Source organism: Edaphobacter acidisoli, from assembly GCF_014642855.1.
Classification (GTDB): Bacteria; Acidobacteriota; Terriglobia; order Terriglobales; family Acidobacteriaceae; genus Edaphobacter; species Edaphobacter acidisoli.
In genome coordinates this window covers 720,356-734,525 of sequence record NZ_BMJB01000001.1, presented here as the reverse complement: position 1 = coordinate 734,525, position 14,170 = coordinate 720,356, and the positions used below count along the sequence as shown (strand labels likewise).

Annotated in this window: 11 protein-coding genes and 1 pseudogene; 6 read left to right on the top strand and 6 right to left on the bottom strand. The window is 59.7% G+C overall.

From position 1 onward, the window contains the following. The first annotated feature begins 176 nt into the window (after window positions 1-176). Window positions 177-2,645, top strand: coding sequence for an ATP-dependent Clp protease ATP-binding subunit (locus IEX36_RS02965; protein WP_188757834.1), 2,469 nt, complete (start codon window positions 177-179; stop codon window positions 2,643-2,645). A 75-nt stretch (window positions 2,646-2,720) separates the two neighbouring features. Here IEX36_RS02965 and IEX36_RS02960 read toward each other — a convergent pair whose 3' ends face one another. Beyond that, window positions 2,721-3,017, bottom strand: a complete 297-nt coding sequence (locus tag IEX36_RS02960; protein WP_188757833.1) for a YtxH domain-containing protein — start codon at window positions 3,015-3,017, stop codon at window positions 2,721-2,723. 249 nt (window positions 3,018-3,266) lie between these two features. Continuing rightward, entirely contained in the window at window positions 3,267-3,992 is a 726-nt protein-coding gene (locus tag IEX36_RS02955) for a uracil-DNA glycosylase (protein WP_188757832.1), read from the bottom strand. Between the two features lie 116 nt (window positions 3,993-4,108). On the opposite strand from IEX36_RS02955, the gene IEX36_RS02950 reads away from it, so the two are divergent. The 3 genes and pseudogenes from IEX36_RS02950 to clpP all read left to right on the top strand — a co-directional run. Beyond that, entirely contained in the window at window positions 4,109-5,404 is a 1,296-nt protein-coding gene (locus tag IEX36_RS02950; RefSeq protein WP_188757831.1) for an aldose epimerase family protein, read from the top strand. 138 nt (window positions 5,405-5,542) lie between these two features. Then, the gene (gene tig / locus IEX36_RS02945) at window positions 5,543-6,946 is read left to right on the top strand and encodes a trigger factor (RefSeq protein ID WP_188757830.1); all 1,404 of its coding nucleotides are present in this window, start codon (window positions 5,543-5,545) and stop codon (window positions 6,944-6,946) included. A 45-nt stretch (window positions 6,947-6,991) separates the two neighbouring features. Continuing rightward, window positions 6,992-7,594 (top strand): annotated as a pseudogene (gene clpP, locus IEX36_RS02940) (ATP-dependent Clp endopeptidase proteolytic subunit ClpP); the annotation flags it as partial. A 41-nt stretch (window positions 7,595-7,635) separates the two neighbouring features. Here clpP and IEX36_RS02935 read toward each other — a convergent pair. Continuing rightward, window positions 7,636-8,121, bottom strand: coding sequence for a YcxB family protein (locus tag IEX36_RS02935; protein ID WP_188757828.1), 486 nt, complete (start codon window positions 8,119-8,121; stop codon window positions 7,636-7,638). 246 nt (window positions 8,122-8,367) lie between these two features. On the opposite strand from IEX36_RS02935, the gene clpX reads away from it, so the two are divergent. Next, window positions 8,368-9,654, top strand: a complete 1,287-nt coding sequence (gene clpX, locus IEX36_RS02930; RefSeq protein WP_188757827.1) for an ATP-dependent Clp protease ATP-binding subunit ClpX — start codon at window positions 8,368-8,370, stop codon at window positions 9,652-9,654. Between the two features lie 176 nt (window positions 9,655-9,830). After that, complete coding sequence (gene lon, locus IEX36_RS02925; protein ID WP_188757826.1) at window positions 9,831-12,251, top strand: endopeptidase La; 2,421 nt, start codon at window positions 9,831-9,833, stop codon at window positions 12,249-12,251. Between the two features lie 68 nt (window positions 12,252-12,319). Here the strand turns inward: lon and IEX36_RS02920 are convergent, their stop codons facing one another. From IEX36_RS02920 to IEX36_RS02910, 3 genes are all read right to left on the bottom strand, one after another. Then, the gene (locus IEX36_RS02920; RefSeq protein ID WP_188757825.1) at window positions 12,320-13,003 is read right to left on the bottom strand and encodes a peroxiredoxin-like family protein; all 684 of its coding nucleotides are present in this window, start codon (window positions 13,001-13,003) and stop codon (window positions 12,320-12,322) included. Between the two features lie 57 nt (window positions 13,004-13,060). Continuing rightward, entirely contained in the window at window positions 13,061-13,597 is a 537-nt protein-coding gene (locus IEX36_RS02915) for a heme NO-binding domain-containing protein (RefSeq protein WP_188757824.1), read from the bottom strand. A 113-nt stretch (window positions 13,598-13,710) separates the two neighbouring features. Beyond that, window positions 13,711-14,169 carry a metallophosphoesterase family protein gene (locus IEX36_RS02910; RefSeq protein ID WP_188757823.1) on the bottom strand — a complete coding sequence of 153 codons (459 nt, stop codon included), beginning with the start codon at window positions 14,167-14,169 and terminating at the stop codon, window positions 13,711-13,713. Window position 14,170 lies beyond the last annotated feature (1 nt).

The window sequence follows — 14,170 nt, the reverse complement described above, 5'->3', positions numbered from 1 at the left end:
TCGAGGGATTTTCTCGGGGATTGTGTTGAAGACTAGACTAGAGGGAGAAGTACAGGTTGCTTCGGCATTTGGAGCAGCCTGATGGGTCTTCGAGAGCACGCGGCACGGAGACGGTAAGGTACGACGGCGCCAGGCGGCCTTCGGGCTGCGAGGTGGCTGGGGCTTGAAGGGGGAACATGTTCGAACGCTATACGGAGAAGGCGCGGCGGGTGATCTTCTTCGCCCGATATGAAGCGAGCCAGTTTGGTTCGCCGTATATCGAGACGGAGCACCTGTTGCTGGGGCTACTGCGGGAGGACAAGGCGCTGACGAACCGCTTTTTGCGTTCGCATGCGTCGGTGGAATCGATTCGAAAGCAGATTGAAGGACATACCACGATTCGGGAGAAGGTTTCGACTTCGGTCGATCTGCCGCTCTCGAATGAGTGCAAGCGCGTGCTGGCGTATGCCGCGGAAGAAGCTGAGCGGCTTTCGCATAAACATATTGGAACGGAGCATCTGCTGCTGGGGCTGCTGCGCGAGGAGAAGTGCTTCGCGGCGGAGATTCTGCAGGAGCGCGGGTTGAGGCTGCCTGCAATCCGCGAGGAGCTGCAGCGGACAACGCAGGAGAAGGCCCCGACGTCACAGAGTAGCAAGGCTCAGCGCGGTGAGCAGAGTATGCTGTCGGAGTTCTCACGGGACCTTACGCAGTCTGCCATGGACCAGCAGCTTGATCCGCTGGTGGGACGGGATGCAGAAGTGGACCGCGTGATTCAGATTCTGTGCCGCAGGACGAAGAACAATCCTGTGCTGATTGGCGAGCCGGGCGTTGGCAAAACGGCCATCGTCGAAGGGCTGGCGCAGAAGATCGCCGACGGCGAGGTGCCGAGCTTTCTCGCGGACAAGCGGGTGCTGGCGCTGGACCTGTCGCTGATCGTTGCGGGAACGAAGTATCGCGGACAGTTTGAAGAGCGGCTGAAGACCATCATGAAAGAGCTGATGGAGAACCAGAACGCTATCGTGTTCATCGATGAGCTGCACACGCTGGTGGGTGCTGGTTCGGCGGAAGGCTCGCTTGATGCCGCGAATATTCTGAAGCCTGCGTTGAGCCGCGGCGAGATTCAGTGCATCGGCGCGACGACTCCGGCGGAGTATCGCAAGTCGATCGAGAAGGACCGATCGCTGGAGCGGCGTTTCCAGGCTGTGAAGGTGCCGCCGCCTTCGGAAGAAGACGCGGTCAAGATCATTATGGGGATCAAGGAGAAGTATGAGAAGTTCCACGCCGTCAGCTATACGGACGACGCGATTGGCTTCTCGGTGGCGCACTCGAGCCGCTACATTCCTGATCGTTTTCTTCCGGACAAGGCCATCGACCTGATCGACGAGGCGGGGGCGCGCGTGAAGCTGCGCCAGACCTCGATGCCGGAAGAGATCACCGAGGTGCAGAAGCGCATCAAGTTCATCGTGCACCGCATGGAGAACGCGATTGCGAACCACGAGTTCGAGAAGGCGCGGTTCTACTCGGACGAGGAGCGCAAGGAGCGCGAGAACCTGCGCGCGCTGCGGGACAAGTATCATCTCGATGATTCTTCGGCGGGCATTGTGACGCGCGAGGACATCGAGGACGTGGTAAGCCGCTGGACCGGCGTGCCGATTACGTCTCTGAAGGAAGAAGAGACGCAGCGGCTGCTGCGCGTCGAGGAAGAGCTGCACAAGCGCGTGATCTCGCAGGACAAGGCGATCTCGGCGCTGGCGCGCGCGATTCGGCGTTCGCGTGCAGGGTTGAAGAGCCCGGCGCGGCCGATTGGCAGCTTCCTGTTCCTGGGGCCGACGGGCGTGGGCAAGACGGAGATGGCGCGCACGCTGGCGCAGTTCCTGTTCGGCTCGGAGAAGTCGCTGATCCGGTTCGATATGTCGGAGTTCATGGAGAAGCATTCGGTGTCGAAGCTGATTGGCTCGCCTCCGGGATATGTGGGCTACGAAGAGGGCGGTCAGCTTACGGAGCGCGTGAAGCGCAATCCGTACTGCGTGGTGCTGCTGGACGAGATCGAGAAGGCGCATCCGGATGTCTTCAACCTGCTGCTGCAGGTGTTTGAAGACGGACAGTTGACCGATGGGCTCGGCAACACGGTCGATTACAAGAACACGATCATCATCATGACCTCGAACATCGGGGCCAAGCACCTGCAGAAGCGGCAGGGACTGGGCTTCCAGAGCGAGAAGGAAGACATGGTGCTCGACAAGATGGAGGAGCTGGTGCGGGGCGAGGTGAAGCGCACCTTCAACCCGGAGTTCCTGAACCGTCTGGACGAGATCATCATCTTCACGTCGCTTTCGGACCAGGACCTGATGCAGATTCTCGAGCTGCTGGTGCAGCAGTTGAACACGAACCTGGTGCACAAGTCGATCACGATCTCGGTGACCGACGATGCGAAGCGGTGGATCATCGAGAAGACGGCATCGGACAGGACGTATGGCGCGCGGCCTCTGCGGAGGGCGTTGCAGAAGTACGTCGAAGATCCGCTGTCGGAGGCGCTGATCGCCGGCGGCATCACGCAGCGGCCTGCGTTCCTGGAGGTGTATCTCGACAACAACGCCTTGTTCTATCGGCCGATCTCGTCCGATGGCGAGGAGAAGGTGTCGGGGTTTGCGTTGACCGCGGTGTAAAACAGAAAAGCAATTGGAAAGACGAACATCCCGGCGCTATGGCCGGGATGTTCGCTTTCTGAGAGAACTTTTGGCTCAGATGATCATTCGTGCAGACTTCACCGTATCGGCGACGAGATCGCCGGTCTTGTCGACCACAGAGTCCACCTGTTTCTTTGTATGTTTGATGGCTTTCTGGGCTTCTTCGGCGAAATGTTCTGCCTGGGATTTCAGGTAATCTCCAGCGTCCAGGAGATAGTCGCCGGCGTTGTTGACGCTCTTGCGCAAACGTCTGCGCGTCCTGACACCGGACTGCGGAGCATAGAGAAGCGCGAGCGCTGCTCCGGTGCTCACTCCGATGCCAAATGCAAGCCAGTAGTTTTTTGCGCTCATGCTTGTGTTATCTCCTTCTGTTGTGTTGGATTCGCCTGCGGGATAGGTGGTTGGCTCCGAATGTGAACCACCGTGAGTAATGTCGAAGGCTGTTCTGGTGCAAGGAATGCCATCCAAAGGGTTGGCGTCACGCTAGAGTGGGCGTTGAGGTTCCCGCGTGACAGACATTCTGGTGATGGTTGGATTTGGTGCGATGATCTTTGGCCCGGCTGTGGTTGCCTCGTGGGCTGTGTCGGAAAAGAGCGATGCTCAGGCGTCGAGACCAGCCAGTTCCCTTGCCCGCATGAAGATGCTCAGAAACATGGTGCGGTCCAAACGGCCGGTGTTGGTGTTGCGCAGGGACGGATGATACGAGGCGAGGAGCTGGACGCCGTTGGGCAGCGCGTATTCGGCGGCGTGGGCAAATTTGTACTCCGACTTGCGGGAGATGACGCCGGCACGATGCAGGTACGAGAGATAGCTGTCGAAGGCAATCTTTCCAAGACAAAGAACGACGCGGACGGTGGGCAGCGCGTCGATTTCGCGTGCCAGATACGGGGCACAGTTGCGTATCTCTGCAGGCGTGGGCTTGTCCGCCGGTGGCGCGCAACGGACGATGGAGAGAATACGCGTGTGATGCAGTTTAAGGCCGTCGTCACGGCTGACGGCTGTAGGCTGATTGGCCAATCCTGCGTCATAGAGAACGGGATACATGAAGTATCCGGAGCCGTCGCCGGTGAACATGCGGCCGGTGCGGTTGGCGCCGTGCGCTCCGGGTGCGAGGCCGAGGACGAGGATTCGGGGATGAAGGTCGCCAAAACCAGGAACGGGGCGCCCCCAGTAGGTTTGATCCTGGTAGGCGCGGCGTTTGGTTTGGGCGATGCGCTGGCAGTATTCGCGCAGACGCGGGCAGAGTTCGCAGTTGACGATGGCTTCGTCAAGCTGCTTCAGAACGCTGGCTGTCTTTTGTACTTTGGAGGGTGCCACTGATCCCATGATAGTGGCATCTTAGAAGATTCGGTTGCAGGGACAAGGCTTTTGCTGACTGCGTAGAATGAATCGATTGCAAAGATTGATCGGGTGAGGCGTTGGAAGATCCAAGATTAAGCAGAATGTATACGAACCTGTTGCGGAAGGGCCTGGCGAGCTGGCGCGACCGCGTGTGGCAGGGCGCGGTGCGTTCGGGAATTCTGACGATTGTTGTGGTGATTCTGGTGGTGGTTGGCCTGGCTGTGGGCTGGCACGAACACAGGAAGGGACACTTCGCACGGCTGAAGGCAGAGATACGGGGCGTTCCGTCCGCACCAGAACCGCAGGCCATACGGCCTGGCGGACAGGATGTCGTGGTGTTGCAGCGCTCGCCACTGCCGGGAGATGCGGGGCCGGAGTTCACGTCGGCCACGCTGCTGCCGGGCCGCGGGATGAGTGTTCTTCAGATCAAAGCCTATCTTCCAGACCGTGGAGAAGTTGACCTGCTGGCTTCGCCTCCGCTGGACGAGGCGGCAAAGCTGCTGGACGATCCGGACAAGCCCGGAGCCGGAATGACGCTGGGCGCGGCAATCGAAGCCCCGTGGGACGGACAGATTTCAGGCGCAGCTTCAGAGAACGGGGCGAGTGTGACGACGTCGTGGCACGGTCACAGGCTTGTGCTGCCGAATGATGACAATCAACCGGGACACTCTGCCGCTTCTTTCGGAGGGTTGTTGCTACCGGTGGCATCAAGCGAAGTGCACGCAACAGTTATGCCGGACGGCGGCGCTTCGACGGCGCGGTTCCACGCCGATTCGTTCGATGGGCAATGGCTGTCGAAGACCGACGTGACCACGATGGTGCAGCTGGGCGGACGGTCGATTGAGATCAACATCACGGCGCGCAATGTTGGCAACGAAGCGGAGCCGATCGGGCTTGGTTGGCATCCGAAGTTTCAAATCGTGAGCGGCAACCGCGAGAAGGCTATGCTGAAGCTGCCGAACAGTATGCGTGTGGAAGAAAATGCGCGGACCAGATTGCCAAGCGGAAAGCTTCTGTCGGCGGACGGCACTGCGTATGATTTCACCAAGCCGGAAGGCGCGCCGCTGGGAACACTCTCTCTGGATGACACGTTCGTGCATCTCAAGCCGGGCCTGCTCGACAACGGGCCGACCATTGAGCTGCGCGACACGGTGAGCGGGTTTGGGCTGCGGATTACGGCAGTGACCTCGTCCATCAAAGCAGTGCATGTCTACTCGCCGGCGAAAGCTACCTACGTTGTAATTGACCCCGCTATGAACTATGACGACCCCTTCGGCGGGGAGTGGGGCAAGGATGAGGACACGGGGATGGCTGTGCTGGAACCAGGCCAGTCGGTGCAATGGAAGATACGGCTTGAGATCTTTCCGCTGGTAGCGGCGGGAAGCGGACAGTTTTAGCTCTGCGTCTGGTTTGACCCTCCACAACGAAGACCCGTAGAGTAATAGAGAGGCGTAGACCGTCCGCTGCACTCGATTGGAGCAGCGGTTTGGCATAGACAAACGCTATTGGAAGGCAAGGTTTTGACCCCAACTGAGATGACAGACACAAACGAGACTGCCGAGCAGCAGCCTGAAGCGGCACACACGCACGAGCACACCCACGACCATGACCACGAGCATGAGCATCACCATGCTCCTGCCCTGAACCCCGAACTGGCCCGCGAGATTGAAGTGGAAGCCGGCGCCGATGAGGTTTCCAAGGCGTTCCAACGCGTCGTGAAGCGCTATCAGAAGCTGGCCCGCATTCCCGGCTTCCGCGCGGGCAAGGTGCCGGAGTCGCTGGTCCGCTCGAAGTTCGCCAAGGACATTCGGCAGGAGGTGCTGGAGGGCCTGGTGTCGGAGCGCTTCCGCAATGCGATCGATGAGCGGAAGCTGCGCCCGATCTCGGAGCCGCAGTTGCTCGATCTGCAGCTTGCCGATGGGCAGCCGCTCAAGTTCAAAGCTGCGTTTGAGGTTGCGCCGGAGTTCGATATCGCAGGCTATGAGAGCGTCACGGTGACGAAGCCTGAGGTTGCGTTGACCGACGATGAGTTTGCCTCCGAGCTGGATCGCGTGCTCGATGGCCATGCGACGGTTGAGCCGGTCGAGGAAGACCGCGCGCTGGTCGATGGCGACTGGGCGGAGATCCAGTTCACCGGCGAGGTGCGCGACCTGGCCCAGACCGTGACGGAAGATGGCGTCGAGAATGCTTCGAAGACCGAGCCCATCACCGGCGAAGATGTGCTGGTTGAGATTGGCGGCAAGAATACGCTGCCTGCCTTCAACGAGAGCCTGCGCGGAGCAAAGCCGGGGCAGGAGCTGAAGTTTGAAGTGGACTATCCGGCGGAGTTCGGCGATCGGCGCCTGGCGGGTCAGACTGTCAGCTACGACGTGACCATCAAGGGCATCAAGCGCAAGACCTACCCGGAGCGCGACGATGAGTTTGCCAAGCAGCTTGGCAACTATGAGAACTGGGGCGACTTCGAGACGAAGCTGCGCGAGTATGCGCAGGACCGCAAGAAGCGCTCGCTTGAGACCGGCGCGAAGGACAAGATGCTCGATGGGCTGATTGCGCGCTACCAGTTCCCTGTTCCTGAGGCGTTTGTGCAGCAGCAGATCGAGGCGCGGCTGGACCGCGGACTGCGCGCGCTGGCGCAGCAGGGCATGACCGCAGAGGAGATGCGCAAGCTCGACTTCGGACGTCTGCGCGCTGCTCAGCGAGATCAGGCGATCAACGAAGTGAAGGCTTCGATGATTTTGGATCGCATCGCGGAGGCCGAGAACGTGACTGTCTCGGACGATGAGATGGAGCGCGAGCTGCTGATGTACTCGATCCAGTCGCGTGAGCCGCTCGATGCGCTGCGTGAACGGATGCAGAAGGAAGGCACACTGGAGCGGATGCGTGAGCAGATTCGCCGCGAGAAGACGGGCAACGTGCTTTACGAGAAGCTGGCCTCATAGCAGCGGGGCTTTCAATCATCAGACTGCACCAACACAAAGAGAGAGAGTGCTATGGGACTGGTACCGATGGTTATCGAGCAGACGAGCCGGGGCGAACGCGCCTACGACATCTACAGCCGTCTGCTGCGCGACAACATCATCTTCCTGGGAACGCCGATTGACGACAACATTGCCAATGTCATCATTGCGCAGATGCTGTTTCTGAGCGGCGAGGACCCGGAGAAGGACATTCAGCTCTATATCAACTCGCCCGGCGGCTCGATCACGGCGGGCATGGCAATCTACGACACGATGCAGTACATCAAGAACGATGTGGTAACGTTCTGCATCGGCCAGGCTGCCAGCATGGGAGCGTTTCTGCTGATGGCGGGCAAACAGGGCAAACGGTTTGCCCTGCCCAACTCGCGCATCCTGATCCACCAGCCGCTCGTGATGGGCGGCGGCATCAGCGGCCAGGCGACGGAGATCGACATCCAGGCGCGCGAGATTCTTCGCCTGCGCGAGGTGATGAACCGCATCCAGGCCAAACACACCGGCCAGACGCTGGAACGCATCGAGCGCGACACGGACCGCGACTTCATCATGACTGCGGCGCAGGCCAAGGAGTACGGCATCATCGACGACATCATCGACCGGCCACGCACGTAAGCTAAGACGGGGCTTGTAACGCATCCACTAGCCCCGTCACTTCAGCTAATATTGCTCGTCAATAGGGATCGAATGGCATCGCGGTTCCCGTCATCAATTGGGACAACCGTTGCGCCATCATTTCCGGTCAACAAAAACACACTCGTTCCCTCGGTCCATTTGCTATAGGTTGACCACGGAAGGAATGTTGATGTTCCACTGGCAAGTTGAGTTCTGACTCCGTCCGCATCCAGGGAGAGCGTTCCCGAACGGGCACTTGCGTTTTGAGCAGCTTTCGCCAAAGCAGCGTTCCATCGATACCATGAGAAACCAATGAAGCCGCCACCTATGGCAAGAAGCATTCCCATAACATCCCACTTCACCTGCTCGTGATGAATAAGTGCGTTGATACCTGCTCCAAGTGCAATAACACATAGCGCAGTTGCGTACCAATTTGCCGCAAAGAACCGCAGCCAAAAACGTCGCGGGCGTGAAAGTCGCGCAGCTTCCTGCATCTCACTCGCTGATACTGTTGCTCGAACTTGCATGAGCCTCCCTGTCAAATGTAATAATTGCCAACAACTTTCTACCAAAAACCTGCGCTATCGGCCATACAGATATTTAGTCATCACTTATCGCTTCCCTTGCGCCAACAAGCTGCGCCACTGTCTCGTGGCAATTTTATGACCATTTCGATGTATAGCGTTGGTCACCCATGGCGCCACGCCGCTGAGTAAAACAGGTGTAAACTTTGTTGAGGAAGGCCCGCTGTTCGGACAGGAGTTGCTGCACGTATGAAAACACCACGGGGCACAGACGAATCACTTCGCTGTTCTTTCTGCCACAAATCCCAGGATGCCGTTGCGAAGCTGATCTCTTCGCCTTCGGACTATCCGCGTGCCTACATCTGCGATGAGTGCGTCGCGGTGTGCAACTCGATCCTCGAAGATGACCGCACGGAGACGCAGCCTGGCGCGGCGCCCGCTCACCTGCCTAAGCCGCAGGAAGTGAAGGCGTTTCTCGACGAGTACGTGATCGGGCAGGAACAGACGAAGAAGAAACTGGCCGTCGCGGTCTACAACCACTACAAGCGCATCCAGATGAATAAGACACGCGCGAACGATGTGGAGCTTTCGAAATCGAACATCCTGCTGGTGGGGCCGACGGGGTCGGGCAAGACGCTGCTGGCGCAGACCATGGCGAAGATGCTCGATGTACCGTTCGCCATCGTGGATGCAACTACGCTGACCGAAGCTGGCTATGTTGGCGAGGATGTCGAGAACATTATTTTGAAGCTGCTGCAGGCCGCTGATGGCGATGTGCAGCGCGCGCAGAGCGGCATCATCTATATCGACGAGATCGACAAGATCGGCCGCAAGGACGAGAACCCGTCCATCACGCGCGACGTTTCGGGCGAAGGCGTGCAGCAGGCGCTTTTGAAGCTGCTTGAGGGTACGGTGGCAAACGTTCCTCCGCAGGGCGGACGCAAACATCCTCACCAAGAGTTCACCGCTGTTGATACGACGAACATCCTCTTTATCTGTGGCGGCGCATTTGTCGGCCTCGAAAAGGTGATCGCGCGGCGTGTGGGTAAGAAGGCGCTGGGTTTCAAGGCGATTGCCGAGCAGGAAGCCAAGGATGGCGAAGTCACTCCGATTCGCGCTCAACGCGACGCCGAGTTGCTGCGCCAGGCTGAGCCGCAAGACCTGCTGAAGTACGGACTGATTCCTGAGTTTGTCGGACGTCTACCGGTTCTGGGCATTCTCGATGAGCTGGACGAGGCGGCGCTGATCGAAATTCTGACCAAGCCGCGGAATGCGATTCTGAAGCAGTACACACGCCTGTTCGACTACGAAGGCGTGAAGGTGATCTTCACCGAAGAGGCCGCGCGAGAGATCGCACGCGAGGCGCTTGAGCGCAAGGTTGGCGCGCGCGGGCTACGCATGATTCTCGAAGAGCTGATGCTGGACCTGATGTACTACGTTCCCGGCAACAAGAAGGTCAAGGAGCTGACGATCACTGCGGAGATGGTGAAGAAGCACAGCCTGACGCTGCCGCTGCTTCTGGAAAAAGCGGGCTAAACCGCTCTCTTCCCCTTGGTGATGGCACGCAAGTTGCTGACAGCGTAGGGCGATCCCAGCACATGCACGAAGGTGCACTTTCGTGGGACATCCGCAGGCGCGCGAAGCATTACAATCACCTGAAGCCGGCAGCTGTGCATCGTTCACCGCGTAGTTACGTCTAATTCTGGAGAGTGATGGCAAACCAAAGCAAAAACCCGTTGGACGGTGAAGTCCGCAAGCTCCCCATGATGCCCATCCGCGACATGGTCATCTTTCCCCACATGATGACGCCGTTCGTCGTGGGCCGCGAGTCCAGTGTGCGCGCGCTGGAAGAGGCGCTCTCGGGCGACCGCAAGATCTTTCTCGCCACGCAGCACGACGCCTCGGTCGATGAACCAACGGCGGAAGATATCTATGAGACCGGCACGATCGGCAACATCGTCCAGAGCGTGAAGATGCCGGACGGCAATATCAAAGTGCTGGTTGAAGGTATTGAACGGGCGCGTTCGACTGAGGTGAACGACACCGACGGCTTCTTCGTCGCAACCGTACGTACCGGTAAGACGCAGCTCGATCCGACGCCGCAGGTGGAGCAGTTGACGCAGCGCGTCCATTCGCTCTTCGAGCAGTATGTGAAGCTGCAGCAGTCGCTCAACTACGAGACCATGGCCGCAGGCGTGCGCGCGGACGAGCCCTCGAAGCTGGCTGACACCATCGCCGCCAATCTTCAGCTTTCCATCGAAGAGAAGCAGCAGTTGCTCGAGGTCTTCGACCCTGAGGCGCGGCTGGCGAAGGTGGCCGACGTACTCGACGTGGCTATCGAAAAGTTGAACATGGACCGTACCATCCAGTCGCGCGTGAAGCGGCAGATGGAGAAGGCGCAGAAAGAGTATTACCTCAACGAAAAGATCAAGGCCATCCAGAAGGAGCTGGGCCGCGGCGAGAAGTCCGAGTTCGATGAGCTGAAGAAGAAGATTGAAGCGGCGGGCATGCCGAAGGACGTGCAGGACAAGGCCACGCAGGAGCTGAAGAAGCTTGAAGCGATGCCGCCGATGTCGGCTGAATCGACCGTCTCGCGCAACTATCTGGACTGGCTGCTGGCGGTGCCGTGGAAGAAGCGTTCGAAGGAGATCCGCTCGATCGATCATGCCGAGCAGATTTTGAACGAAGACCACTATGGACTGGAAAAGATTAAGGAGCGCATCCTTGAGTTTCTTGCCGTACGGCAGTTGGTGAAGAACCCCAAGGGTTCGATTCTCTGCTTCGTTGGACCTCCGGGCGTGGGCAAGACCTCGCTGGGCATGTCGATCGCGAAGGCCACAGGGCGCAAGTTCGTTCGCATGTCGCTGGGCGGTGTGCGCGATGAGGCTGAGATTCGCGGGCATCGGCGCACGTACATCGGCGCGCTGCCGGGGCAGATTATCCAGTCGATGAAGAAGGCGGGCACGAAGAACCCGGTCTTCATGCTGGATGAAGTCGACAAGATGGCTTCGGACTTCCGCGGCGACCCGGCGAGCGCGCTGCTCGAAGTGCTGGACCCGGAGCAGAACTCTTCGTTCCAGGACCACTATCTTGACGTTGAGTATGACCTCTCGCAGGTGCTGTTTGTCGCGACGGCGAACGTGCTCCATACGATTCCGGGCCCGTTGCAGGACCGCATGGAGATTCTGCGGCTGCATGGCTACACGGAGCTCGAAAAGCTTGAGATCGCCAAGCAGTATCTGATCAAGAAGCAGCGCGATGCAACGGGCCTGACCGAAGACCAGCTTGTCTTCGAGGACGAGGCGCTGAAGCAGATTATTCGCGCGTACACGCGCGAGGCTGGCGTCAGAAATCTTGAACGCGAGATCGGCAATGTGTGCCGCAAGGTTGCGCGGCGCGTGGTGAAGAATGGTCTCGATCACAAAGAGGTTGTCACCGCGGAGAATCTCTCCGACCTGCTGGGTGTGGCCAAGTTCCGCGACTCGCAGGTGCATGAGAAGAGCGAAGTTGGCCTCGTGACCGGCCTTGCGTGGACCGAGATGGGCGGCACCATCCTCCAGACCGAGGTGCAGGTGCTCGACGGCAAGGGCAAGCTGACCACAACCGGCCAGCTCGGTGAGGTCATGCAGGAGTCAGCGCAGGCGGCGCTCAGCTATGTGCGCTCGCGCGCGGCGCAACTTGGCCTGGCGAAGGACTTCTACCGCAACGTGGATATCCACGTCCATGTGCCCGAGGGCGCGATCCCGAAGGACGGCCCATCGGCTGGCATCACGCTGGCGACGGCGCTGGCCAGTGCGTTGACGAAGATCAAGGTGCGGCGCGATATTGCCATGACGGGCGAGATTACGCTGCGCGGCAAGGTGCTCCCCATCGGCGGCCTGAAGGAGAAGCTGCTGGCGGCGCATCGTGCAGGCATCTTCGAGGCGATCCTGCCTGAAGACAACCGCAAGGACCTCGCCGAGCTGCCGGAGCTGCTGAAGACCGCGATGAAGCTGCACTTTGTCGAGGAGATGGACCAGGTGCTTGAGATCGCCTTCGAGGGCAAGCTGCCCGCGCTTGAAGACACGTCTGCCATCGATCCGGTCATCCCGGCGGCTGGAATGGACATTCCTCAGCCGAGCGCTCCACAGTAGACGCTAGAGCCACAAACATCATCGGGGCCGGGCCATACGCCCGGCTTCTTTGCGTCCGATTCCCCGCCCTATCGCTTGTCCAGAACCGCCAGCACGTCGGCTGGCTCGGGGCGGACGCGGAAGTCGGCGTGGGCTTCGCTGAAGAGAATCTTTCCGTCCTGCGCGATGACGAATACGCCGGGCAGTGGCAGGCGCCAGCTCTCCTCAGTGGCGTTGCGGTAGTTCAGGCCGGCATTGTTAAACGGGATGTTGACGAGGATCGACTGGAAGTAGCGGCGCTGCTCCTCGGGGACGGTATACGCGAGCCCAAATGCTTCGGCAACCTTCGCGCCGGGGTCAGCCACCAGAGGAAATGGCAGCCCGTGCTGTTCGATGGCGAAGTTATTCTGCCGTGTGGTCTGGGGCGAGATAGCCACCAGCAGCGCGCCCCGCTTGCGAACCTCTGGGTAAAGATCGCGCCAGGTCTCCAGCTCCGTCACGCAGTACGGGCACCAGCGGCCGCGAAAGAAGTTGACGATGAGCGGGCCTACGGAGAGCAGATCGGCGGAGCTAATGGGCCTGCCGGTGCGCGCGTCTTCGAGCGTAAACGCAGGGACCTGGGCACCGGTCCTGAGGATGCGGTCTTCGATGCCGGTGTGGAACAGGTCAGCGGCGGCCTGCTCGGTGATGGCGAGGCGCTCAGGCTGGACGAGTCTGCGCGTGTTCTGCGTAATCTGGTCGAGACGCTCCTGAAGTGTGGGAAGGGATTGCACCTCTTCATTATCGCAGCGCGATGTGCTCGTCTCCAATTGCGATGACTTCGCTTCTGTTCAGGTGCGGAAGTGGATGGTGCAGTGCGGCGCGCCGCGGTGCATGCACTGCGTCTCTGTGATGAAGAGATTCTCCTTGAAGTGTTTGCCCACGCCTTTGGCGATTCCCTTCGCGACGGCGCATAGTTTGCGCGGAGAGTCGTACTTCAGCACCGCCTCGCTCGGGCTGGTGCGTGCGATCTTCAGCTGAGGCGGCGCGGCACCCTGATTTTTGACACGCACCACCGTGTGTACGGTGTTCTCAACATGCTCGAGCACGTCGAGCGTCTTCCACTTTGGATCGAGCAGGTGTCCATACATCGACAGGAGCGACGGCGCGATAAATTCGCCGAAGTCCTCGAGGATTGTGTTGGCGGGAAGGCCAGTGACCTCGGACGCTGCTGTAACCAGCGCCACGACCTCTGCGTCAGGGTAGGCTCCAAACGGCGTGTAGAGCTTCATGCCGAGACCGGCCCTGGCCGTGAGCGCGTCCCAGCCTTTGTTTCCTGTCTTTGCTTCGACGTACTTGCGTAGTTCCGAAAAGATGATTCCGTGCACGTGTCCCTTTCGCTTACCCGTAATTTGCTTCCCCATGTTAGGAAGCGGCAGATAGCGGGTCAACGAAAGATGCGTTGTGCGTATGGAATGCTTTCCCGTTTCGGAACATGCGCTCAGACAATGGCCAGAGGCACGATGCGCGCTTCTATCTCTTCCGCGATCTCGACGAGCGCAACCGTCACCGGCAGGTTGAACCGCCGAGGGCCTGCGCTGCCGGGGTTCACGTAGAGGACGCCGTTGCGCTCTTCGATCGACGGACGGTGTGAGTGGCCGCTGACTACGGCCGCTACTTCAGCGACGGCGGGATTGATGTCGAGATCGTGGACCGAGTGGACGAGATAGAAGATCTTTCCGGCCAGTTCGACGAAATCCGTTGCGGGCAGCTCCGCGCATGGGCCGTGGATATCGACGTTGCCACGAATCGCAGTCACCGGCGCGATGCGGCGAAGCTGATCGAGAATCTCGATGTCGCCCACGTCTCCGGCGTGGAGAATATGCTCGACGCCTGCGAGCGCCGCGAGTGCCTGCGGGCGCAACAGGCCGTGTGTGTCGGAGATAACGCCGATCTTCATG